Here is a 21,615-nt window from a genome sequence, read left to right on the forward strand (position 1 = left end):
TGACGCCAGGCGCCGCGCTTGCCGCTTTGCAGTGCTGTCGCGGGGTTCAAGACCGTTAATACCCAAGCGCGCAGCCATCCTTGCGCGGGTCGCTTGCCCCTTCCAGCACGCCATTTTCGTGTATGAGGATGGCCTGGGCACCACCAATTGCACCGTCAGGTATCACCACATTGTGACCCAGTTCGGCCAGTTCGGTTCGGGTTTTCTGGCTATATCCGCGCTCCACGCGCAATTCACCAGCATCGGCAAAACAGCGCGGCGCGTCTATGGCGGTTTGGGCATCCATGCCGAAATCGAGCATATTGGTCACGAACCGCGCGTGCCCGCAGGATTGATACTGCCCCCCCATCACGCCGAATGGCATGGAAACGCGACCATTCTCACGCAGGATAGCAGGGATGATCGTGTGCATCGGCCTTTTCCCGGCACCATATTCGTTGGGATGGCCGGGTATCAGGTTAAAACCGGCACCCCGGTTCTGAAGCAGGATCCCGAATTTTTCCGAGGCGATACCCGAGCCGAAGCCGTGAAAGATCGAATAGATCAGCGACACCGCCATGCGGTCTCGGTCGACCACGGTGATATAGACCGTGTCGCGGTGCACGGCTTCGGTGACGGGCATCACATCGGCAATGGCCTTGCGAGGGTCTATAGATGCGGCAAGCTTCGCTGCGGTTTCGGGTGCCAGCATAAGGTCCAGCCGCGCCGTATGGTCCGGGTCGGCGATCAGCCGGTTGCGCAGATCATAGGCGAGCTTCGAGGCCTCGGTTTCGATATGTGCGCGCATGCTGCCCAGCGGATCCAGAGCGGCGATGTCGAAATGCTTGAGGATGTTGAGGATCAGAATAGCGGTCGCGCCCTGACCGTTCGGCGGATGTTCCAGAAGCTCGACATCGCGATAGGTTCCGCTGACCGGCATTGTGGCCATACCGGTGACGGAGGCGAAATCCTGGGCGGTATGCGCGCCGCCTGCTTCGCGGAGGGCAGCCAGCATGTCGTCCGCAACCTCGCCGGTATAAAACGCATCCCGGCCGTCGCGCGCAATGCGGCGCAGCACCTCTGCTTGGCCGGGCGCGCGGAAAATCTGTCCGGTTTTCAAGGGCAACCCGCCAGCCATGAAATGTGTGATGCCGTGGCCTTGCAGTATTTTCCCGGATGTTGGCCAGTCGAACGCCACCCGCGGAGCCACGGGAACGCCGGCATCCGCATAGTGAATGGCCGGTGCCAGCACAGCATCAAGGCCCAGTTTGCCATGTGCCGCGCAGAGTTGGCAGAACGCGTCAACCGCCCCCGGCAATGTCACCGCCGCTGCGCTTTGGGGCGGTACGGTCTCGTGACCGTCGGCGCGCAAGTCATCGGCGCTGGCGGCGGCAGGTGCGCGGCCCGATCCGTTGAACGCCTGTACATCATCGCTGCCCGGCGTGTTGAACAGCACAAAGCAGTCGCCGCCGATACCGGTCATCTGCGGCTCACAAATGCCAAGCAGCACCGCCCCGGCGATGGCCGCATCCATGGCATTACCGCCGCGTTTCATGATGTCGATGGCCGCGTTCGCGGCCAGGGGATGCGACGTGGCGCACATGCCTTCGGTGGCAAGAACGGGGGATCGGCCCGGAAGATGGTAATCGCGCATGGTCAGCCCTTTGGAACGTGTCGTGCCAGACACTAGGACGGTTTTGCGGATTTGCCAATCATCGGGGAAGTAAGCCTCGGCAACGCGCACTGGGTGGGGGCTGTAAACGCGCGTCGCCGAGGGAAGCCATATGCAGCTACAGGTTCAAATGTGACGGTCTACTTGGGCCGATTTAGGTGCAAAATGGGGCGAAGTTGAGGCTTTTGCCCCGGCGATTCAACCGTTCAGGGCGTTCGGGATCGTCATGACAAGGCAATTTTCGTCATTCTTGCGATCATAGCGAATCGAACTGGTGATCGCATGGATGATCAGCCAGCCGAAGCCGCCCTCGGGCAGGTCTTCGACCGCTACGTTCATGTCCTGTTGGTTGCCCGCCGGCAACCGGTTGCCGGGCAGGGCGTTTCCGTGGTCGCTCAATGTGAACCTGAGCATCGCTGCACCGATCTCGGTACGCAGTTCGACCGGCCCCTCGGGCAATCCGGCATAGGCGTGTTCCGTGACGTTGTTCAGGGCCTCGGCCAGGACAAGCTCTGCCGATGCGCAGGTAGGCTCCGCGACGCCGTGATCTGCCAATTGCCGGCGCAGGTTGCAAAGAAGTGCCCGGACTTCTCCGTCATTGGCTTGGGCCGACATGGTGAATTCATGCGTGTACCCCGAATGAGACATGGCCTGCGATCCCTTGCCGTGTGTCCAGATCGGCTGCGGCGTTCAGCCGGCTTCGCGGTTGGCGGGTTCGGGAAGCTTCGGGAGGATCGTGAATACGGTGTCCATTCGGGTCAGGTGAAACACCTTCTCCACATCCGGCGTCAGGGCGGCCAGGTCCAGCCTGCGGTCCTTGCCCATATGCTTCATTGCCGCGACGATTGCGCCCAGGCCGCTGGAGTCGATGAATTTGACCCGGCCCAGGTCCAGGACGATGTGACCCGGCCCGCCATCTGCCTCGGCGCGCATCGCATCCTTGAACTGGATGGCGACCGATGCGTCGATACGTTCGGCGTTGACGGTGACAGATTTGTAGGTTCCGTGAGTGGTACTTTGTAATTCCATGCTGTCCTCGGCGGGTACGTAGTAGTACCAGTAAGGCTAGACGGCATTCCTTACCATTCGGTATTCAGATGCGAGAAAATCAGGAGGAAACCCCATGAAGGAAGTTGTGATCGCGGGCGCGGCCCGTACGCCGATGGGCGGATTTCAGGGCGATTTCGACGGCGTCGAGGCATCGGTACTGGGCGGTGCGGCAATCCGGGCGGCACTCGCGGATGCGGGCACGGACCGCGTGGACGAACTGTTGATGGGCTGCGTACTTCCGGCCGGGCAGGGGCAGGCGCCCGCGCGGCAGGCAGGGTTTGCCGCCGGGCTGGGCCAGGAGGTGCCCGCCACAACGCTCAACAAGATGTGCGGATCGGGTATGAAGGCCGCGATGATGGGGTTCGACCAGATCGCGCTTGGCCATGCCGACACCATGATCGCCGGCGGAATGGAAAGCATGTCGAACGCGCCCTACATGCTGCCCAAGATGCGCGGCGGCGCGCGGATCGGGCATGCCGAGGTCAAGGATCACATGTTTCTCGACGGGCTAGAGGACGCCTATGACAAGGGCCGCCTGATGGGCACCTTCGCCGAGGATTGCGCCGAAAAGTATCAATTCACCCGCGAGGCGCAGGATGATTACGCCATCGGCTCCCTCGAAGGGGCCCTGGCGGCACAGAAATCGGGCGCGTTCGACGGGGAAATCACCCCGGTCACGATCGCCACACGCAAGGGCGAGATCGTGATTTCCGAGGACGAGCAGCCCGGCAAGGCGCGGCCCGAGAAAATCCCGCATCTGAAACCGGCCTTTCGCAAGGACGGCACGGTGACGCCGGCCAATTCCAGCTCGATCTCCGACGGGGCGGCGGCGCTGGTGCTGGCTTCGGCTCAGGCGGCAGAGGCGCAAGGCTTGAAAATTCGCGCCCGGATCATGGGCCATGCCAGCCATGCACAGGCGCCGGGCTGGTTCACCACGGCGCCGGTTCCCGCGGCGCAGAAGCTGCTGAAGCAGATCGGCTGGTCGAAAGACGACGTGGACCTGTGGGAGGTCAACGAGGCCTTTGCCGTGGTGCCGATGGCCTTCATGCACGAAATGGGTCTGTCACGCGACAAGGTGAACGTGAATGGCGGCGCCTGCGCCCTGGGCCACCCGATCGGCGCCTCCGGCGCGCGGATCATGGTGACGCTGCTGAATGCGCTGGAAAAGCGCGACCTCAGGCGTGGCGTCGCGGCAATCTGCATTGGCGGTGGCGAGGGCACGGCCATCGCGATCGAGAGGGTCTGACGCCCCCTTTCGTTGTGCTGGTCGACGTCGGTCCTCTTTCATCGTGCCAAAAATACTCCGGGGGTGCGGGGGCTGGCCCCCGCTGCCGCACTGTGGCATGAGAAGGGCCATGCGGATCGACTATGACAGCATCGCCAAATCCATCGACGCCCTGACCGAGGGCGAAGACGATGCCGTGGCCCTGATGGCCACGGTGGTGTGCGAGTTGCACCATGCCGATGAACGGTTCGACTGGACCGGGTTCTACCGCGTCGTCGGGCCTGAGCTGCTGAAGATTGGCCCCTACCAGGGCGGGCATGGTTGCCTGGTGATCCCGTTCTCGCGCGGTGTTTGCGGCGCGGCGGCGCGGACGGGCGAAACACAGCTGGTCGACGATGTCGATGCCTTTCCGGATCATATCGCCTGTGCCAGCTCGACCCGGTCCGAGATTGTCCTGCCGGTATGGAACCGGGCGGGTGATCTGATGGCGGTTTTAGATATCGACAGCGACCAGCCTGCGGCGTTCAACGGGCAGGATGCCGATGCCCTGCGCGATATTCTGGACCGGGTTTTCGCGACATAATGTCATGAATCGCCCCGAGGGTGGCCCCGGGGCGATGGGCGACGTGCCCCAAGGGCAGCATCCCGTGAGTGGCGTTTCGCGCTCAGTCGTCGATTTTTGCGGGCTTGCACAGTAAGGAAATCCATACCTTCTGCGGGTTCGGGCGCTGTGACGCGGCGTCACATATCGGATTCTGACGCTCCGACAGATCGGAAACGCGCCGGCGAAGACAGGAAAAAACACGCGGTTCGTGAAAAATCACTTTGAAATTTCACCGATTCGGCGCATCGTGAAAAAATGAGGGAAAATTTCACACCCCTTGCTCACTGTCATCTGCCGCCGGAGGGCTGCCCCATGCACCAGACCGAGATCGCCTCTGCCCGCAGCCTGGGGGCCGATCTGCGCGCGCTGCGCAAGGTGCGGGGCGTTACCCTGAGCGATCTGTCAGAGCGGCTGGGGCGCTCTGTCGGCTGGCTGAGCCAGGTCGAGCGCGACAAGTCAGAGCCATCGATCAATGATCTGCGCGCCATTGCCGCGGCGCTGGACGTGCCGATTTCGATGCTGTTCGGCCATGCCGCCAGCCCGGCGGATGAAGCCGGATTCGTGGTCCGCAAGGGCGCGCGGCGCCAGATCGGCACCGGTGCCGGCGGTCTGGTCGAGGAATTGCTGTCGCCCGACCTGACAGACGATTTCGAGATGGTGCATTCCACCTTCGCGCCCCGCAGCCGCGCCGGCGAGATCATCCGGCGACCGACGCAGGAGGTGGGGTTTCTGGTTTCGGGCAGGCTGGACCTGATGATCGACGGGACCACCCATTCCATTCATCCGGGCGACAGTTTCCGCATCCGGGGCGAGGCGCATGAGTGGATCAACCCCTATGACGAGCCGGCGGTGGCGATCTGGGTGATCGCCCCCCCGGTCTATTGAGGCCGCCGCGATGAGCTGGGAGGGATGGACCGTATTCGCGCTGTTCTGGGCGGTTTTCGTGACCACGCCGGGGCCGAACGCGGTGAATTGCATCACCAATGGCATGACCATCGGCTTTCGCCGCGGGTTGATCGCGGTCCTGGCGATCCTGACCCAGGCCAGCCTGTTTCTGACCCTGTCGGCGCTGGGCATCACCGCGCTGATCGCGGCCTCGCCGGTAGCATTTCAGGCGCTGAAACTGCTGGGCGCGGCCTTCCTGATCTATATGGGTGTTCGCGGCTGGATCATGGCCCGGCGGATGGTCACCGTCGACGGGCCGCAAGGGTCGGTCTATTGGCGGGCCTTCATGATCGCCACGATCAACCCCAAATCCGTCGCCGGTTACCTGGCGGCGTTCAGCCAGTTCGTTCAGCCGGGCGTACCCATCGGCCAGCAGATGTGGGTGATCGTTCCCACCGCGCTGACCCTGACCGCGCTGAGCTACATGACTTACACCGCCCTGGGCGCGGGTCTGGGCCGGGCGGCGCTTGGCGCGGTCTTCAATGTCTGGTTGCGGCGCGTGCTGGCTGCCTGTTTCGTGGTCTACGGCGTGGCGCTGGGCAGTGCCGCAACACCGGGCCGGATATGACCAGGCGGCGCGGATCCTGCCTGTGTGGTGCGGTGGTTTTTGAAATAGCCGCCGAGATGCAGCCCCCCATCGCCTGCCATTGCCGGGAATGCCGCCAGCAATCCGGGCACCACTTTGCCGCGTCGGCGGTGGAAAAATCCGCCCTTTCCCTGATCCGTGACCGTGGGTTGACCTGGTTCCGCGCCAGCGATGTCGCCCAGCGGGGATTTTGCGGGAATTGCGGATCGACCCTGTTCTGGCGGCGCGACGAAAGCCCGTTGATCCATGTCCTGTTGGGGACGTTCGACGGGCCCACGGGATTGCGCCTCTCGCAGCATTTCTGGGTTTCGGAGAAGGGCGACTATTACGACATCGCTGACGGCTTGCCGCAGCTAGAGGAGGATTGAACATGCTGAAAGGAAGCTGCCTGTGCAAAGATGTTCGCTTTGCAGTCGAGGGCCGGCTTGGGCGTGCGACGGCCTGTCATTGCGGGCAATGCCGCAAGCAGTCCGGTCATCACTGGGCCTCGAGCAGCGCGGCGGAACGTGACGTTACCATTACCGGCCCGGTCAAATGGTACGCGGCCAGCCAGGCAGCAAAACGTGGGTTCTGCCCGAAATGCGGGTCCTTCCTGTTCTGGAAAGCCCATGACGAGGATACGATCAGCTTTGCCCTGGGGGCGCTGGACGAACCGACGGGGATCAGGCTCGAAAGCCACATCTTCGTGGCCGACAAGGGTGATTACTACGAGATCGCCGACGGTCTGCCACAGCATGAACGGTCCTGAACGCACCGAAAACTGAACGACGAACACATGAAAAACGGAGTCTGACATGGCTGATCTGCCGAGCAAAGCACGGGTTGTCATCATTGGCGGAGGGGTGGTTGGCTGCTCTTCGCTCTATCACCTGGCCAAGAAGGGCTGGACCGATTGCGTCCTGCTGGAAAAGAACGAGCTGACGGCGGGCAGCACCTGGCACGCGGCGGGCAACGTTCCCACCTTTTCGACCAGCTGGGGCATCATGAACATGCAGCGCTATTCGACCGAGCTCTACAGCCGTCTGGGCGAAGAGGTCGATTACCCGATGAACTATCATCAGACCGGCTCGCTGCGGCTGGCACATACGAAAGAGCGCGTACAGGAGTTCGAGCGCGCCTGTTCGATGGGCAGATACCAGGGCATCGGCATGGAGATGTTGACACCCGATCAGGCAAAAGAGCGTTATCCGTTCCTTGAAACCCACGATCTGGAGGGGGTGCTGTGGGATCCGTCCGATGGCGATATCGACCCGGCGCAGGTAACCCAGGCGCTGGCCAAGGGCGCGCGCGACATGGGCGCCAGGATCGTGCGGTTCTGCCCCGCCACCGGTGTGACCCAGCATCGCGATGGCAGCTGGACGGTCCTTACGGAAAAGGGCGATATCGACTGCGACTATGTGGTCAATGCCGCAGGCTACTACGCGCAGCGCGTGGGGGAGTGGTTCAAACCCTATGGCGGGCGCACCGTGCCGATGATGGTCATGAGCCATCAATACCTGCTGACCGAGGAAATCCCGGCGCTTGAAGAGTGGTCGAAGGAAAACGGTCGCAAGCTGCCGCTGCTGCGGGACGTCGATGTCTCCTACTACCTGCGGCAAGAGAAAAACGGCATCAATATCGGCCCCTATGAACCCAACTGCCGGGCGCATTGGGACACCGACAAGGATCCGATGCCCGACGATTTCAGCTTTCAACTGTGGTCGGACGATCTGGACCGGATCGAGGATATCGTCGCGGACGCCATGGAGCGTGTGCCGGTCACCGGTGAGGCCGGTGTGTCGCGTATCATCAACGGGCCGATACCCTATGCGCCCGATGGTCTGCCGCTGATCGGTCCGATGCCCGGCGTCAAGAACGCGTTCGAGGCCTGTGTCTTTACCTTCGGGATCGCCCAGGGCGGGGGCGCCGGCAAGGTGCTGGCGGAATGGATCGTGGATGGCGTCACCGAATGGGATATGTGGTCAGTCGATCCGCGCCGCTATACCGATTACACCGATCACGATTACTGCGTGGCCAAGGGGATGGAGACCTATGGCAACGAATACGCCATGCACTTTCCGCATCACGAATGGCCCGCGGGGCGCGACAAGAAACTCAGCCCGGTGCATGACAGGGTCAGGGAACTGGGCGGCGTGATGGGTGTCTATAACGGCTGGGAGCGCGCCAACTGGTTCGCGGGTCCGGGCGACGATACCTCGCTTGAGGCGACCCACACCTGGGGCCGCTCGGGTCCGTGGGAACAGCGGATCAAGGAGGAATGCGAGGCGGTGCGCGATGCCTGCGGTGTGCTGGATCTGCCGGGCTTCACCCGGCTCTGGGTCCGGGGCGAGGGTGCGGATGAATGGCTGCGCGGTTTCGTGACCGGCGGACTGCCCAAGGTGGGGCGGATGAACCTTGTCTATGTCGCCGACAAGCGCGGCCGTATCCTGACCGAGTTTTCCTGTATTCGCCTGGAAGAGGACAGTTTCGTGCTGATCACCGCCGCCACTGCGCAATGGCATGACGGCGATCTGGTGCGCCAATCGGTGCCCGAGGGTGTGACCGTCACGGAAACGACCACCGAACGCGATGCGCTGCTGGTGGCCGGGCCGGCATCGCGCGACGTGCTGAGCGGGCTGACCGATGCCGATCTGACCCTGGGCTGGCTGACCCATCAGCATTGCACCGTCGCCGGGCGCAAGGCGTTCCTGATCCGGGTCAGCTTTACCGGCGAACTGGGCTGGGAAGTTCACGCGGCGAACGAGGACATGCCGGCGATCTACGATGCCATCCTGGACGCCGGTGCCAGACCCTTTGGCATGTATGCCCTGAATTCCCTGCGTCTCGAAAAGGGATACCGCGCGTGGAAAGGAGACCTCTCGACAGATTACTCGATGCTCGAAGGCGGGCTGGAGCGGTTCGTGAAATTCGACAAGCCGCAGGACTTCACCGGCAAGGCGGCGCTCTTGTCGGAAAAACAGCAAGGCCGCAAGAAGGCATTCGTGACGCTGACCGTCGATGCCGGGGACGCCGATGCACCGTACATGTCGACGATCTGGCATGACGGGCAGGTGGTGGGCGAAACCACCAGCGGTGCCTGGGGATACCGGGTGAATACCAGCGTGGCATTGGGCACGGTGCGCACCGATCTGGCCGAACCCGGCACCGAGTTGGAGGTGGAAATCTACGGCGCGCGGTGCAAAGCTGTGGTGCAACCGGATCAGCCGCTCTGGGATCCGGAAAACGAACGGATCCGCGCGTGAAAATCAATACTGCTGACAAATTTTGGGTTGGTTTTGATCCTGGCGGCGTCAATAAGTTTGGCGCCGCTATCATCAACGAAAACGAGTGCGTTCGGATTAGAAATCTTAGCTCAGTTGATGATGCCGTGGCATTTGTTAGGTGCTTCTTTAAGAATTTTGAGCCAATGGGTGTGGGTATTGACGCTCCGCTGTGGTGGTCTGGTGGCGAGGGCGGCGGGCGGCAAGTTGATCGCCTAATTCGCAAGCGGTATAGTATTTCTTCGGGAACGGTGCAATCGAGCAACTCGCTGAGAGGTGCCGCAGTGGTGCAGGCACCTCTTTTGATCGAAAGATTGCGCGCGATCTACCCAAATTTGTTTGTTACTGAAGCTCATCCTAAAGCATATCTGCGTGGGCCCCACAAAAATGATCTAGGATACTTACGCGGATTGGATTTCGGTTCGCATGATCCCGACGATGACGACCATCAGCGCGACGCCATTCTTGCGGCTATTGCCGCGCGTGAGGGCCAGCTACACAGATGGAAATTCGATTTATCCTTAATCCGACAACCAGAAGAGCAAGACCCAAAGACCTATTGGTTAGCGCCAGTACACTATTTCTGGCCGGAGTGCATAACAGATGAGCCTTGAGACCTACCTGATCTACCTGGGCGTTCTGGCGGCGTTCTTCGTGACGCCGCCAGATACCAGCCAGCTGCTGATTATTTCCAACAGCCTGCGGCACGGGCTGCGGCGGTCGCTGGCCACGATTGCCGGAGATCTCAGCGCCAACGCGGTGCAGATGACCCTGGCGGCCTTCGGGCTGACGGCGATCATCGCGACCTCGGCCAATGCGCTGTGGGTGGTGAAATGGCTGGGCGTGGCCTACCTGGCCTGGATCGGGCTGAAGCTGGTGCTGTCGAAACCGGACGGGGCAGAGGTGCAGGCGGCAAGGGGCGGCAGGCTGTTCCGGCAGGGGTTCATCACCTCCTCGGCCAATCCGTATGCGGTTGTCTTCTTCGGGGCGCTTTTTCCGCAATTCATCGACACGGGCGCGCCGGTCTGGCCACAGCTTCTGATCCTTGGCGCAACCTATCTGGCCGTAGACGGGGTGATCCTGCTGCTTTGGGGCTGGGCGGCGGTGCGGACGCTGGGCCGGGTGAAAAACCTGACAGGCCTTTGGATCAACCGGGTATCCGGGGCCCTGATGATCGGGGCAGCGGTTTTGCTGGGCCTCAAGGACGTGGCCCGCGAGCCCGGCTGACAGAAAGGGAAGGAGATGATTCCAGCGCAGATGTCCGGTGTCTACCTGACCCGCCACGGCGGGCCCGAGGCGCTGGAATGGCGCGAGGACATTCCCGTGCCGCAACCCGGCCCGGCGCAGGTGCTGGTCAAAGTTCTGGCGGCAGGGGTCAACAACACGGACATCAACACGCGCACGGGCTGGTATTCCAAGACCGTGACCGGCGCGACCGATGGCGGTGGCGGCGATGATGTCGAAAGCGGCGGTTATGCGGGGGCGCTGAATTTCCCCCTGATCCAGGGTGGCGACCTCTGCGGTGAGGTTGTCGCTGTCGGTGACGGCGTTACCACGATAACGCCGGGGATGCGGGTGATCTGCGGCATCAACCAACCCTGCCCGACCTCCGACAACCCCGTCGCGTTCGAGGTGATCGGGTCAGAATATGACGGGGCCTTCGCCGAATATTGCCGGGTGCCCGCCGACCAGCTTTACGATGTCAGCACCGCACCGCTGAGCGACGTTGAGCTGGGTGCCATGCCCTGTGCCTTCGGCACGGCCATGGCCCTGCTGGATCGGGCCACGGTCGGCGGGTCGGACACGGTGCTGATCACCGGCGCCTCGGGCGGTGTCGGGCTGGCGGCAGTGCAGCTGGCGGCACTCAGGGGCGCGCGGGTGCTGGCCCAGACCAGCCCGGCAAAGGCCGATGTGGTGCGCCGGGCCGGTGCCTGTGAAACGCTCGACAGGGGGCAGACGCCGGGCGCGCGGTCGGTCACCGTGGCGATCGATCTGGTGGGCGGGCCGGATTGGGGCGCGCTGCTGGAGGCGCTCAGGCCAGGCGGGCGCTATGCCACCGCCGGCGCCATCGCCGGCCCGATCGTCGAGGCCGATCTGCGCACGATCTACCTCAATGACCTGACGATTTTCGGGGTGACATACCAACCGCCCGAAAGCTTTGCCGGGCTGGTCGCGCTCATCAATCAGGGGCGGGTAAGACCGCTGGTGTCCAAGACCTATCCTTTGAAAGAGATTGTCGCGGCGCAGGCGGATTTTGCCGCAAAGAAATATCCCGGAAAACTGGTTTTACTGCCAGGGTGAACAAGACCGGTAGGGGAGGCCACGACATGCCGCTTAATCAATTCGCCAAGGATCTGATCGCGACCTTCCCGCTGGGATTTGTCGCCACCGTCACCGCCGACGGCCGCCCCGCGCTCAGCCCCAAGGGAACCTTTCTGGTGCTGGATGACGAGACCATCGCCTTCGGCGAGATCCGCTCGCCGGGGACGTTGGCCAATCTGGATCACCTGCCCGAGGCCGAGGTGAATTTCATCGACCAGTGGAAGCGCAAGGGCGTGCGGGTTCGTGGTGGCGCGCGCGTCATCGGACCCGGTGCGGAATTCGACAGTCTGATCGGGCGCTGGCGCGCGGTCTGGGGGGATCTGGCGGACCGCATCAACGTGCTGGTGCTGATCGCCGCGCAGGAGGTCCGACAGGTGACAACGCCGCCTTACGACGACGGGGTCACCGAAGAGGAGATGATTGCGCTCTACAAGACAAAATTCGCGGAGATTTACCAATGACGCAGATCACGCTTCTGGATGGGTCCATCGGACAGGAATTGATGAAACGTTCAGGCGACCGGCCCACGACGATCTGGTCGATCCAGGTGATGATGGATCATCCCGGTATGGTGCAGGAGGTGCACGAAGAATATTTCCGCGCCGGTGCCATCATTGCCACCACCAATACATACTGCGTGCACCGCGACCGGCTGGAGAAAGTCGATCTTGACCCTGACCTGATGCCGGGCCTTGTGGATGTGGCCCTGACCGAGGCGGAAACCGCTCGCGCGGGCAATGCGGGCCGTGGCCGGCTTGCGGGGTCGCTTGGCCCGCTTGAGGCGACTTACCGACCCGATATACGCATCCCCCCGGAAATGGCCGCCCCGCGCTATGCCGAGCTCGTGACGCTGATGAAGGACAGGGTCGACCTGTTCCTGATCGAAACCGTGGCCTCGCTGGAGCATGCCGAGGGTGCGCTGCGTGGCGCGAAGGGGACGGATAAACCGATCTGGTTGGCCATGACGGTTGATGACGATGACGGCACGAAGCTACGCTCGGGCGAGGCGCTGCGTGATCTGAAGCCGCTGATTGACCGGTATCGGCCCGACGCTGTGCTGGTAAATTGTTCGCGGCCCGAATCGGTATCCATGTCGATGGGTATTCTCAAGGGGTTCGGCCTCCCGTTCGGCGCCTATGCCAACGGGTTCACGCGCATCAGCGAGGGGTTCCTGCAGGACAAGCCGACCGTCGATGCCCTGGAAGCACGGGTCGATCTGTCGCCGCTGGCCTATGCCGAATTCGTGCAGGGCTGGATCGCACAGGGGGCGACCATCGTTGGGGGCTGCTGCGAGGTTGGCCCCGATCACATCGAGGAACTGGCCCGGCAGCTTGCCGGGGCCGGCCATGAAATCGTCTAGAGAGGTGCGATGAGCCAACCCGATATCAGCACGATTCATGTCGATCTGTTGCTGACAGAGGGTTTCGTGCTGACCGAATATGCCGGTGTGGTGGACCAGCTGCGCCTGGCCAATCGCATCGCGCTGAAGCGGTTCTTTTCCTGGCGCAGCCTGTCGGCCCGGGGCGGGCCCGTCGCCTGTTCTTCGGACGCGGTGGTGAACACGACACCGTTCGAGCCGTATCCCGAGGCGGATTATGTCTTTGCCATCGGCAATTCGGATCCCGCGCATCCGGACCTGTCGATGGGCCGGGTGATCGATACCTATGTCAGCCGCGGCACCAAGGTGATCCTGCTGGCCGAGGCCGCCAGCCGCTATATCGGTGAGCGCGGCGATCGGGGCCTGACCACCCATTGGGAAAACCGTGCTGTCTTGCAGGAACAGATCGGGCTGGAAGACGCGACCCAGGTTCTGGCCACTGAACAGGGGCAGATCATCACCAGCGCCGGAATGGGATCGACCGTGGACGTGGTGTTGACAATCATGGCGCGGCACATCCCGGCGGCCACGGTTTCGGCGGTTGCGGATGTGCTGCTGCATGATCGCATCCGCGACCTGGGAACGCTGCAGCCCTTCGGGGGCAGCGGCGTTGCCCTGACCGGCGACAAGGTGCTGGATGGCTGCATTGCGCTGATGCAGGCCAATATCGAAGAACCCCTGCCGATTTCGGAACTGGTCCGACTGGCTGGCGTCTCTTCGCGATCACTGGAACGGCGATTTCGCGACAAGCTGGCCAGCAGGCCGGCAGAGTATTACCGTGCGCTGCGGCTGAACAAGGCCAATAACCTGCTGCTGAACACCTCGATGCCGATCAACGAGATTGCGCTGGCCTGCGGGTTTCCAAGCGGTTTCACACCACACTACCGGGCCCTGTTCGGACTGACGCCGCAGGCCGCACGACAGCAGCGCCGGAGCGGTGGCCGCGAAACCGGCTGATTTGCTGAAAACGTCGGATTGCCTGTCGCATCGCGGGGGATCGCGGAATGCTTCCGTGTTAGGTTGGTGCTGACGATCCGGGCCCGGGGTGTCGGTCCGCCCGAACTTACAGGAGACAGAGACATGGAACTTCCCTCGCAGGCGCGCGTGGTCATCATCGGTGGCGGCGTCGTCGGTTGTTCGGTTGCCTATCACCTTGCCAAGCTGGGCTGGAAGGATGTGGTGCTGCTGGAGCGCAAGCAGCTGACGAGCGGCACAACCTGGCATGCGGCGGGGTTGATCGGCCAGTTGCGCGCAACGTCGAACATGACCAAGCTGGCCCGCTATTCCGCCGAACTCTACCAGGGGCTGGAGGCAGAGACCGGCGTGGCAACCGGGCTCAGGCAGGGCGGGTCGGTCTCGGTCGCGCTGACCGACGAGCGGCGCGAGGAACTGTTTCGCCAGGCGGCGATGGCGCGGGCCTTCGGGGTGCCGGTCGAAGAACTTTCCCCCAACGAGATCAGGAAGAAATACGAACATATCAACCTCGACGGCGTGACCGGCGGGGTCTGGCTGCCCACTGACGGGCAGGCCGATCCGGCCAATATCGCGCTGGCGCTGGCCAAGGGCGCGCGGCAGAACGGCGCGCTGGTCAAGGAGCGCGTCAAGGTCACCGGCATCGCCCGCAACGGGCGCCGGGTTACCGGGGTGGACTGGATCAGCGATGACGGGCAGGCGCAGGGCCACATCACCTGCGAGATGATCGTCAACTGCGCCGGCATGTGGGGCCACGAGGTGGGCCGGATGGCGGGCGTGAACGTGCCGCTGCACGCCTGCGAGCATTTCTACATCGTCACCGAGGCTATCAGCGGGCTGGGCCAGATGCCGGTGCTGCGGGTGCCGGATGAATGCGCCTATTACAAGGAGGATGCGGGCAAGATCCTGCTGGGCGCATTCGAGCCCAATTCGAAACCCTGGGGCATGAACGGCATCCCGGACAGTTTCGAATTCGACCAGCTGCCCGAGGATTTCGACCATTTCGAGCCGATCCTCGAAGCCGCCTGCAACCGCGTGCCGCTCTTGGCTGAGGCGGGGATTCACACCTTCTTCAACGGACCGGAAAGTTTCACGCCCGATGACGCCTATCACCTGGGCCTGGCGCCCGAGATGGACAATGTCTGGGTGGCGGCGGGCTTCAACTCGATCGGGATTCAGTCGGCGGGCGGCGCGGGCCATGCGCTGTCACAATGGATGGATAGCGGCGAGAAGCCGTTTGACCTGGGCGATGTGGATATTTCCCGGATGCAGCCCTTTCAGGGCAACAGGCATTATCTCTTTGAAAGATCGAAGGAAACGCTGGGCCTGCTTTATGCCGATCACTTTCCCTACCTGCAGAAGCGCACCGCGCGCGGCGTGCGGCGCACGCCGTTCCACCACCACCTGCTGGAACATGGCGCGGTGATGGGTGAGACCGCCGGCTGGGAGCGCGCCAACTGGTTCGCCAACGCAGGCCAGGAGCGCGAATACCGCTATAGCTGGAAGCGGCAGAACTGGTTCGACAACGCCGCTGCCGAGCACAAGGCGATCCGTGAGAATGTGGGCATGTACGACATGTCCTCCTTCGGCAAGATCCGGGTCGAGGGGCCGGATGCAGAGGCGTTTCTGAACCATGTGGGGGGCGGCGATTATTCGGTGCCGGTGGGCAAGATCGTTTATACCCAGTTCCTCAACAACCGCGGCGGCATCGAGGCGGACGTGACCGTCACCCGCCTGTCCGAGACCGTCTACCTGGTTGTCACCCCCGCCGCCACGCGGCTGGCCGATCAGACCTGGATGATGCGCCACAGGGGCGATTACAACGTGGTGGTTACGGATGTAACGGCGGGTGAGGGCGTTCTGGCGGTGATGGGCCCCAAGGCGCGCGAAGTGTTGCAGGCGGTGTCGCCCAATGATTTTTTCAATGATGCCAATCCGTTCGGCACCGCGCAGGAGATCGAACTGGGCTATGGTCTGGCGCGGGCGCATCGCGTGACCTATGTGGGCGAGCTTGGCTGGGAGATCTACGTAAGCGCGGATATGGCCGGCCATGCGTTCGAGGTGCTCCATGAGGCGGGGCAGGCGCATGGCATGAAGCTTTGCGGTATGCACATGATGGACAGTTGCCGGATCGAGAAGGGCTTCAGGCATTTCGGCCATGACATCACCTGCGAGGATCACGTGCTGGAGGCGGGACTGGGTTTTGCCGTCAAGACCGCCAAGCCCGACTTCATCGGCCGCGACGCGGTGCTGCGCAAGAAAGAGGAGGGTCTGGCCAACCGGATGGTGCAGTTCCGGCTGACCGACCCGGAGCCGCTGCTCTATCACAACGAGCCGGTTCTTCGCGATGGCGAGATCGTGGGTTACCTCAGCTCGGGCAATTACGGTCATCACCTGGGCGGGGCGATCGGCATGGGCTATGTGCCCTGCAGGGGCGAGAGTGCCGAACAGCTGCTGGCTTCGACCTACGAGATCGACGTGGCCGGTACACGGGTCAGGGCCGAAGCGTCGCTGAAACCGATGTACGACCCCACCGGGGAACGCGCCAAGGCGTAGCGTTGTCCTAAGGTGCGGGCCGCTGGCCCGCGCTTCTTGTCTCGTCCGCCGCCGCCGGCGGCGCCCTCGGGTTGCCTCCGGCGGGAGTATTTGCGGAACGATGAAAGGCGATATGGCCTTGCCGGTGGTGATGGTGTAACTGGCGGGCCATGTCAGACTACGCGCCGCCGGATACGCCCCTCGAGGTATTGCACGAGGATCACGAAATCGTCGTGGTCGACAAGCCTGCGGGGCTGCTGTCGGTGCCGGGCAAGGGCACAGATCTGTCGGATTGCCTGTTGAGCCGGGTTCAGGCCGTGTTCCCGTCGGCGTTGCTGGTGCACCGGCTGGACCGGGATACGTCCGGGGTGATGGTGTTTGGCCTGACACCCCATGCACAGCGCAACCTGAGTATGCAGTTCGAAATGCGGCGGGCGAAAAAGACATATATTGCAAGGGTTTGGGGAGAGGTCGCGCGCAAGACCGGCACGGTCGACCTGCCGCTGATCGTGGACTGGCCGAACCGGCCCCGGCAGATGGTTTGCCATGAAACGGGCAAGCGTGCGGTGACCGACTGGCGGGTCTTGCGCACGGGCGGTGGCGAAAGCCGGGTACGGCTGCATCCCCGGACCGGCCGTAGCCATCAGTTGCGGGTGCACATGCTGGCGCTGGGGCATGTCATCCTGGGGGATCCGCTCTATGCCGAGGGGGCGGCGGCGGCGTTTCCGCGGCTGATGCTGCATTCACAGGAATTGCGGGTTTCGCACCCGGAAAGCGGCCGGGGGATGGCGTTCCGGGCCGATCTGCCGTTCTAGCACGCGATCGCGGAACGGTCCCCTAGCGGATCGGGTCGAATAGCGCGTCCTGCATCCGGCAATCGCGCACCACGTCACGGCCGCAGGGCACCGGTGTCAGATCCTTCGACAGGCACAATCTGGCCTCCTGGATGCGGCCGTCCCGGCAGGTGATGGTCAGCATGTCCGGTTCCCATCCGGGATTGGCCTTGAGAAAGGCCTGCTCGACCACGCGGGCGGGCAGGGTGACCGGTCTGGTCAGCTTGCGAAACACTTCGGGACGGGTCACCGATGCGTAAGCCTGGCGGGCGAGCGCATAGTAGGCCTGCGCCGATAACCCTGTACAGCTGCCGTGTTTCTTCCACTGGTACCAGGCCAGCCCGGAGGTGCCCATGATGTCGGCCATACCCGCCGTCATGGCGCGTGACGGCGGCTGTTGGGCGGTGGGACAATGCGAGGGATATCCCCGGTGGAATTGCGGCCAGAGCCCGTGCAGCACCCAGCCGTGATCGCGGGACGCATCGCATTGCGGCGAGCCGCGATCGTCACCTTCGATGGCGCACCAGGTCGGGGACCAACTGAGCGACAGGACGTAATAATCGAACTCGCCGGCTTGCTCACCTTCGGCGGCCGCCATGGTGGCAGAGAACAGCAACAGCAGGAGTGCGCGCATATTTCTGTCTTTCTTTTCTTCTTCCGGACCACTATATAGCGGCCAAGTTCCCCGACAACGGAAACCCGTCCCGGCCACCGGGACCGCCATTCCAGGCGACGGGAAAGATATGCCTGAAGGAGACCCGAGACATGGCAAAACCGCTAATGGCCCGCGCCACCGCCGTCTGGCTGGTGGACAACACGACGATCAGTTTCAAGCAGATCGCCGATTTCGTCGAGATGCACGAGCTGGAAGTGCAGGGTATTGCCGATGGCGATGTGGCCGCCGGCGTCAAGGGGTTTGACCCGATTGCCAACAACCAGCTGACGCAGGAAGAGATCGACGCGGCCGAAAAGGATCCGCTGCACAAGCTGAAGCTGAAATACAACGCCGCCGCCCAGGGCGAGGAGAAACGCCGCGGCCCGCGCTATACGCCGCTGTCGAAGCGTCAGGACCGCCCCGCCTCGATCCTGTGGCTGGTCAAATTCCACCCGGAACTGGCCGACAGCCAGATTGCCCGCCTTGTCGGCACGACCAAGCCGACCATCCAGGCGATCCGCGAGCGGACCCACTGGAACATCGCCAACATCCAGCCGATCGACCCTGTGGCCCTGGGCCTGTGCAAACAGTCCGAGCTGGACGCCGCCGTGCAGAAGGCCGCGGCCAAGAAAGCCAAGGAAGGCGAGGCGATGAGCGATGACGAACGCCGCAAGCTGTTGAGCACGGAGCAGAGCCTGGAGCAGGATGCCGAACCGCGGATTCCGACCGCCATCGAAGGCCTGGAAACATTCAGCCTGAGCGGCGGGTCGGACGACGAGGACGACGCAGACAAGGAAAAAGAATACGACGCCGACAGTTTCTTCAACCTGCCGGAAGACAAGGACGAGGACGAAGACGAACAGCCCTGATTTCCATGCCATCAGGTTTCGAACCCCGGCCGGTCTGGCCGGGGTTTTCTGTTTCGGCGGGCTCAATCCCGTGCGTAGTTCCGCCGCTCATTGACAACCAGATCGGCTGCGCAGTCCGAGATTTCCGCAATATCCTCGTGATCTGCCAGCCATGTCAGGCCGGCTTCGGTCCGGGCCAGCGCGGCCCGTCGCAACACCATGAGCCGGGCCCTTGGGCTGCCCAGGAACCGGTCCTGCGGGATAAGCCTTTCCAGCGGGCTGTCGATGCGGATGACCTCGTAGTAACCGCCGGTGAGGGCCAGGAAGGCAATGGCGCAATCGCCGGGTTGCTGGCCGCAGCTTTCGTTGCACAGATCGGCGATGGGTTGCGTGGAGGGGGCGGATAGCAGCCAGTTCTCCACCGCCGGACGCCACCGGTTGTCGGCCTCATGGCCGCCATAGCCGAAGCCCAGCGACAAGAGCCCCGCCATTCCCAGCGAGTCAGGGTCGCTGGCGGAAATTTCATCCTTTTCATCCGGTGCGATGTGGCGCAGCGCGGCCATGCCATCGGCCCGGGGCTCGGGCGGGCCCGACACATACTCCAGATAGGGAATCAGATCGGGCATGAGGTAATCGGCTGTGCGCAGCTTTTCACGCATCTCGCGGGTGCCATAAAGGGCCAGGATACGGGTCGGGTGATCGGCGGCCTGGATTTCTCCGATCCGGTGCAGCCTTTCGATCAGACCCAGGCGCGGCACCGGCTGCAAGGCGCGCTGGAACACGCGGGCCAGTTCATTGTCCAGCGCCGCCTCGACCGAAATCCAGGTTCTGCCGAAGAGGCCGTGGTCGGAAATATCCCGAAAAAGCGCGCGCGTTTCCAGTTTGGACAGAGACATCCGATACGGGGATGGCCCAAGGTCATTCGTCTCGATCCGGCCCAGCAGCAAGCGCGCATCCGAGTTGCCGCCGCGGGCCAGTTCCGCCAGCGCAGGCAGGCTTTGCCGGTCATCACCCTGCAACCACAGTTCGGTGGCCCCGTTAAGGCTTGCCTGCGCCTGGGCGGTGCCTGTCCAGGTAACGATGACCGCGATCAGCCAATAGAGGAACCGTGTTCGCATGTACTATCTCTTGCTCGCCCCCGCAAACAGACTAGGCAGCATGGCGCAAACCACAAGCTTTTTCAGGCGCTTCGTGCTGATTCGTGGTGGTTTGTGCATGAGAGGTGACGCGCAAGACGCGCCCGGCGACCTGCGCCGTTGTGCAATACGATCGGGGCCCGACGGGCCGTCGATTGATCTGGGAAATCCGCCAGACATTGGCCAGCGTGTCGTTGTCGCGGTCTATCCCGCGGTCCGTTTCGGCGGGTTGCCGCGAAGGGCCAGTGCCTGTTCGACCTCGTGTTTCCGGTGCAATGCGAACTGTTCCGCCGCGGCATGAGACATCGACAATCAGTCAGGAAGGACAGCCAAGCACAAACGGGGTGCGACGTGGCCTGTATTTGCTGCCAACGGAAACGGGCGGAGGCTTGGTTTATTGCACGGCGCCGATGTTCAAAGCGCCTTTCGTGCCGACAGGGCGGCGCTGATGGTGCCGTCGTCCAGGTAATCCAGCTCGCCGCCGATGGGTACGCCCTGGGCCAGCGAGGTCAGCGTTACCCGCCCCTCGAGCTGATCGGCGATGTAATGCGCGGTGGTCAACCCGTCGACAGTGGCGTTGAGCGCCAGGATCACTTCGGTGATCGCCTCGCTTTCGACCCGGTCGACCAGTTTCGGAATGCGCAGCTGTTCGGGGCCGACCTGATCCAGCGCGCTGAGCGTGCCGCCCAGCACATGATAGCGGCCCTTGAAGACGCCGGCGCGCTCCATTGCCCAAAGGTCGGCCACATCCTCGACCACGCAAAGCATCCCGTTGGCGCGTTTTTCCGCCGCGCAGATGTCGCAGATATCCGTGGTGCCGACATTGCCGCAATTCAGGCATTCGCGGGCGGTGGCGGCGACGGTCTGCAAAAGATCTGCCAGCGGCGTCAGTTGCAACTCGCGCTTGCGAATGAGGTGCAGCACCGCACGCCGGGCCGACCGCGGCCCCAGCCCCGGCAGCTTGGCCATCATCTGAATGAGGGCGTCGATGTCGCGGTTGCTGTTCATCCGGGCGATCGGATCAGAACGGCAGGTCCATGTCCTTGGGCAGGCCCATGCCCTCGGTGATCTTGCCCATCTCTTCCTTGGCGCGGTCGTTGGCCTTGGCCTGCGCGTCCTTGATCGCCGCCAGGATCAGGTCTTCGACCACTTCCTTGTCATCGGCGTTGAATATCGACGGGTCGATATCCAGACCTTTGAGCTCGCCCTTGGCGGTGCACGTGGCCTTGACCAGCCCTGCGCCGCTTTCGCCGGTGACCAGGATGGCGTGCATTTCCTCCTGCAGGCTGGCCATCTTCTGCTGCATTTCCTGCGCGGCCTTCATCATCTTGGCCATGTCGCCCATCTGGCCCAGTCCTTTGAACATGATCTCTTCCTCGGTTGTCGGTTCGCTTGTCGCCTAGATACGGGTGCAGGCCGGCGGGGACAAGATGCGCCTTCATCTGAGACGCGAACCGGTGTCGGCTGTTGCGCGGTTCCTGAGTGGCAAGGGTTTCCATAGCGACAACGTGGCTGTCGGGCATGTTGCCACGCCGTGAATAGCGGCCGACCGCGAATGTGCGCCGCCCGGCGTTGCCTTGATCTTGACCCCGGGCAAGGGTGCGATAGCCGCCGG

General features: G+C 63.1%; 23 protein-coding genes. 16 read left to right on the top strand and 7 right to left on the bottom strand.

Features of this window, described 5'->3' with window-relative positions:
* Positions 1-55: 55 nt before the first annotated feature.
* The 3 genes from AAFO92_RS02530 to AAFO92_RS02540 all read right to left on the bottom strand — a co-directional run bounded on the left by AAFO92_RS02530 (position 56) and on the right by AAFO92_RS02540 (position 2,680).
* Positions 56-1,633, bottom strand: coding sequence for a gamma-glutamyltransferase family protein (locus AAFO92_RS02530; protein ID WP_347533059.1), 1,578 nt, complete (start codon positions 1,631-1,633; stop codon positions 56-58).
* A gap of 216 nt (positions 1,634-1,849) precedes the next feature.
* A complete protein-coding gene (locus AAFO92_RS02535; protein WP_347533061.1) occupies positions 1,850-2,299 on the bottom strand; it encodes an ATP-binding protein in 450 nt (149 codons plus the stop codon).
* Between the two features lie 42 nt (positions 2,300-2,341).
* Positions 2,342-2,680 carry an STAS domain-containing protein gene (locus AAFO92_RS02540; protein ID WP_347533063.1) on the bottom strand — a complete coding sequence of 113 codons (339 nt, stop codon included), beginning with the start codon at positions 2,678-2,680 and terminating at the stop codon, positions 2,342-2,344.
* Positions 2,681-2,774: 94 nt separating this feature from the next.
* On the opposite strand from AAFO92_RS02540, the gene AAFO92_RS02545 reads away from it, so the two are divergent.
* The 15 genes from AAFO92_RS02545 (at position 2,775) to AAFO92_RS02615 (ending at position 17,343) form a co-directional block, all read left to right on the top strand.
* The gene (locus AAFO92_RS02545) at positions 2,775-3,947 is read left to right on the top strand and encodes an acetyl-CoA C-acyltransferase (protein WP_347533064.1); all 1,173 of its coding nucleotides are present in this window, start codon (positions 2,775-2,777) and stop codon (positions 3,945-3,947) included.
* A 109-nt stretch (positions 3,948-4,056) separates the two neighbouring features.
* A complete protein-coding gene (locus AAFO92_RS02550; RefSeq protein WP_347533065.1) occupies positions 4,057-4,509 on the top strand; it encodes a GAF domain-containing protein in 453 nt (150 codons plus the stop codon).
* 333 nt (positions 4,510-4,842) lie between these two features.
* Positions 4,843-5,415, top strand: a complete 573-nt coding sequence (locus AAFO92_RS02555; RefSeq protein ID WP_347533067.1) for a helix-turn-helix domain-containing protein — start codon at positions 4,843-4,845, stop codon at positions 5,413-5,415.
* A gap of 10 nt (positions 5,416-5,425) precedes the next feature.
* Positions 5,426-6,043, top strand: a complete 618-nt coding sequence (locus tag AAFO92_RS02560; RefSeq protein ID WP_347533069.1) for a LysE family translocator — start codon at positions 5,426-5,428, stop codon at positions 6,041-6,043.
* Positions 6,040-6,429, top strand: coding sequence for a GFA family protein (locus AAFO92_RS02565; protein WP_347533070.1), 390 nt, complete (start codon positions 6,040-6,042; stop codon positions 6,427-6,429). The genes AAFO92_RS02560 and AAFO92_RS02565 overlap by 4 nt, the downstream gene beginning before the upstream one ends.
* Before the next feature lie 2 nt (positions 6,430-6,431).
* A complete protein-coding gene (locus AAFO92_RS02570; protein ID WP_347533072.1) occupies positions 6,432-6,809 on the top strand; it encodes a GFA family protein in 378 nt (125 codons plus the stop codon).
* A 46-nt stretch (positions 6,810-6,855) separates the two neighbouring features.
* On the top strand, positions 6,856-9,303 hold the full coding sequence (locus tag AAFO92_RS02575) for an FAD-dependent oxidoreductase (RefSeq protein ID WP_347533073.1): 2,448 nt from the start codon (positions 6,856-6,858) through the stop codon (positions 9,301-9,303).
* A complete protein-coding gene (locus AAFO92_RS02580; RefSeq protein ID WP_347533075.1) occupies positions 9,300-9,935 on the top strand; it encodes a hypothetical protein in 636 nt (211 codons plus the stop codon). The genes AAFO92_RS02575 and AAFO92_RS02580 overlap by 4 nt, the downstream gene beginning before the upstream one ends.
* A complete protein-coding gene (locus tag AAFO92_RS02585; protein WP_347533077.1) occupies positions 9,925-10,548 on the top strand; it encodes a LysE family translocator in 624 nt (207 codons plus the stop codon). Before AAFO92_RS02580 ends, AAFO92_RS02585 begins: the two co-directional genes overlap by 11 nt.
* 15 nt (positions 10,549-10,563) lie before the next feature.
* Complete coding sequence (locus AAFO92_RS02590; RefSeq protein WP_347533079.1) at positions 10,564-11,622, top strand: zinc-binding dehydrogenase; 1,059 nt, start codon at positions 10,564-10,566, stop codon at positions 11,620-11,622.
* A 26-nt stretch (positions 11,623-11,648) separates the two neighbouring features.
* Positions 11,649-12,104 (top strand): pyridoxamine 5'-phosphate oxidase family protein, encoded by a 456-nt coding sequence (locus tag AAFO92_RS02595; RefSeq protein WP_347533081.1) that lies wholly within the window; start codon positions 11,649-11,651, stop codon positions 12,102-12,104.
* Positions 12,101-13,003 (top strand): homocysteine S-methyltransferase family protein, encoded by a 903-nt coding sequence (locus AAFO92_RS02600; RefSeq protein WP_347533083.1) that lies wholly within the window; start codon positions 12,101-12,103, stop codon positions 13,001-13,003. Before AAFO92_RS02595 ends, AAFO92_RS02600 begins: the two co-directional genes overlap by 4 nt.
* 9 nt (positions 13,004-13,012) lie before the next feature.
* Positions 13,013-13,978, top strand: coding sequence for a helix-turn-helix domain-containing protein (locus tag AAFO92_RS02605; protein ID WP_347533085.1), 966 nt, complete (start codon positions 13,013-13,015; stop codon positions 13,976-13,978).
* 123 nt (positions 13,979-14,101) lie between these two features.
* On the top strand, positions 14,102-16,549 hold the full coding sequence (locus AAFO92_RS02610) for an FAD-dependent oxidoreductase (protein WP_347533087.1): 2,448 nt from the start codon (positions 14,102-14,104) through the stop codon (positions 16,547-16,549).
* Between the two features lie 149 nt (positions 16,550-16,698).
* Positions 16,699-17,343: an RluA family pseudouridine synthase gene (locus tag AAFO92_RS02615; protein ID WP_347533088.1), complete on the top strand. Its 645-nt coding sequence runs from the start codon at positions 16,699-16,701 to the stop codon at positions 17,341-17,343.
* Between the two features lie 22 nt (positions 17,344-17,365).
* On the opposite strand, the gene AAFO92_RS02620 is transcribed toward AAFO92_RS02615, so the two are convergent.
* Complete coding sequence (locus tag AAFO92_RS02620) at positions 17,366-17,995, bottom strand: ribonuclease T2 (protein WP_347533090.1); 630 nt, start codon at positions 17,993-17,995, stop codon at positions 17,366-17,368.
* 131 nt (positions 17,996-18,126) lie between these two features.
* On the opposite strand from AAFO92_RS02620, the gene AAFO92_RS02625 reads away from it, so the two are divergent.
* Positions 18,127-18,885 carry a DUF1013 domain-containing protein gene (locus tag AAFO92_RS02625; protein ID WP_347533091.1) on the top strand — a complete coding sequence of 253 codons (759 nt, stop codon included), beginning with the start codon at positions 18,127-18,129 and terminating at the stop codon, positions 18,883-18,885.
* Between the two features lie 62 nt (positions 18,886-18,947).
* On the opposite strand, the gene AAFO92_RS02630 is transcribed toward AAFO92_RS02625, so the two are convergent.
* The 3 genes from AAFO92_RS02630 to AAFO92_RS02640 all read right to left on the bottom strand — a co-directional run bounded on the left by AAFO92_RS02630 (position 18,948) and on the right by AAFO92_RS02640 (position 21,366).
* The gene (locus AAFO92_RS02630) at positions 18,948-19,982 is read right to left on the bottom strand and encodes a hypothetical protein (RefSeq protein ID WP_347533093.1); all 1,035 of its coding nucleotides are present in this window, start codon (positions 19,980-19,982) and stop codon (positions 18,948-18,950) included.
* A 432-nt stretch (positions 19,983-20,414) separates the two neighbouring features.
* A complete protein-coding gene (recR, locus tag AAFO92_RS02635; RefSeq protein ID WP_347533094.1) occupies positions 20,415-21,008 on the bottom strand; it encodes a recombination mediator RecR in 594 nt (197 codons plus the stop codon).
* Positions 21,009-21,021: 13 nt separating this feature from the next.
* Positions 21,022-21,366, bottom strand: a complete 345-nt coding sequence (locus AAFO92_RS02640) for a YbaB/EbfC family nucleoid-associated protein (protein ID WP_347533095.1) — start codon at positions 21,364-21,366, stop codon at positions 21,022-21,024.
* Between the last annotated feature and the right edge of the window lie 249 nt (positions 21,367-21,615).

The sequence above is a fragment of the Roseovarius sp. CAU 1744 genome (assembly GCF_039839345.1).
GTDB lineage: Bacteria > Pseudomonadota > Alphaproteobacteria > Rhodobacterales > Rhodobacteraceae > Roseovarius.

What these genes read in the sequence shown, in the direction of transcription:
- AAFO92_RS02610 (WP_347533087.1), top strand. Translation starts at nt 14,102, where the DNA reads ATGGAACTTCCCTCGCAGGCGCGCGTGGTCATCATCGGTGGCGGCGTC.
- recR (WP_347533094.1), bottom strand. Translation starts at nt 21,008, where the DNA reads ATGAACAGCAACCGCGACATCGACGCCCTCATTCAGATGATGGCCAAG.
- AAFO92_RS02600 (WP_347533083.1), top strand. Translation starts at nt 12,101, where the DNA reads ATGACGCAGATCACGCTTCTGGATGGGTCCATCGGACAGGAATTGATG.
- AAFO92_RS02560 (WP_347533069.1), top strand. Translation starts at nt 5,426, where the DNA reads ATGAGCTGGGAGGGATGGACCGTATTCGCGCTGTTCTGGGCGGTTTTC.
- AAFO92_RS02535 (WP_347533061.1), bottom strand. Translation starts at nt 2,299, where the DNA reads ATGTCTCATTCGGGGTACACGCATGAATTCACCATGTCGGCCCAAGCC.
- AAFO92_RS02595 (WP_347533081.1), top strand. Translation starts at nt 11,649, where the DNA reads ATGCCGCTTAATCAATTCGCCAAGGATCTGATCGCGACCTTCCCGCTG.
- AAFO92_RS02575 (WP_347533073.1), top strand. Translation starts at nt 6,856, where the DNA reads ATGGCTGATCTGCCGAGCAAAGCACGGGTTGTCATCATTGGCGGAGGG.
- AAFO92_RS02630 (WP_347533093.1), bottom strand. Translation starts at nt 19,982, where the DNA reads ATGCGAACACGGTTCCTCTATTGGCTGATCGCGGTCATCGTTACCTGG.
- AAFO92_RS02555 (WP_347533067.1), top strand. Translation starts at nt 4,843, where the DNA reads ATGCACCAGACCGAGATCGCCTCTGCCCGCAGCCTGGGGGCCGATCTG.
- AAFO92_RS02640 (WP_347533095.1), bottom strand. Translation starts at nt 21,366, where the DNA reads ATGTTCAAAGGACTGGGCCAGATGGGCGACATGGCCAAGATGATGAAG.
- AAFO92_RS02620 (WP_347533090.1), bottom strand. Translation starts at nt 17,995, where the DNA reads ATGCGCGCACTCCTGCTGTTGCTGTTCTCTGCCACCATGGCGGCCGCC.
- AAFO92_RS02570 (WP_347533072.1), top strand. Translation starts at nt 6,432, where the DNA reads ATGCTGAAAGGAAGCTGCCTGTGCAAAGATGTTCGCTTTGCAGTCGAG.
- AAFO92_RS02545 (WP_347533064.1), top strand. Translation starts at nt 2,775, where the DNA reads ATGAAGGAAGTTGTGATCGCGGGCGCGGCCCGTACGCCGATGGGCGGA.
- AAFO92_RS02565 (WP_347533070.1), top strand. Translation starts at nt 6,040, where the DNA reads ATGACCAGGCGGCGCGGATCCTGCCTGTGTGGTGCGGTGGTTTTTGAA.
- AAFO92_RS02625 (WP_347533091.1), top strand. Translation starts at nt 18,127, where the DNA reads ATGGCAAAACCGCTAATGGCCCGCGCCACCGCCGTCTGGCTGGTGGAC.
- AAFO92_RS02615 (WP_347533088.1), top strand. Translation starts at nt 16,699, where the DNA reads ATGTCAGACTACGCGCCGCCGGATACGCCCCTCGAGGTATTGCACGAG.
- AAFO92_RS02605 (WP_347533085.1), top strand. Translation starts at nt 13,013, where the DNA reads ATGAGCCAACCCGATATCAGCACGATTCATGTCGATCTGTTGCTGACA.
- AAFO92_RS02530 (WP_347533059.1), bottom strand. Translation starts at nt 1,633, where the DNA reads ATGCGCGATTACCATCTTCCGGGCCGATCCCCCGTTCTTGCCACCGAA.
- AAFO92_RS02590 (WP_347533079.1), top strand. Translation starts at nt 10,564, where the DNA reads ATGATTCCAGCGCAGATGTCCGGTGTCTACCTGACCCGCCACGGCGGG.
- AAFO92_RS02550 (WP_347533065.1), top strand. Translation starts at nt 4,057, where the DNA reads ATGCGGATCGACTATGACAGCATCGCCAAATCCATCGACGCCCTGACC.
- AAFO92_RS02540 (WP_347533063.1), bottom strand. Translation starts at nt 2,680, where the DNA reads ATGGAATTACAAAGTACCACTCACGGAACCTACAAATCTGTCACCGTC.
- AAFO92_RS02585 (WP_347533077.1), top strand. Translation starts at nt 9,925, where the DNA reads ATGAGCCTTGAGACCTACCTGATCTACCTGGGCGTTCTGGCGGCGTTC.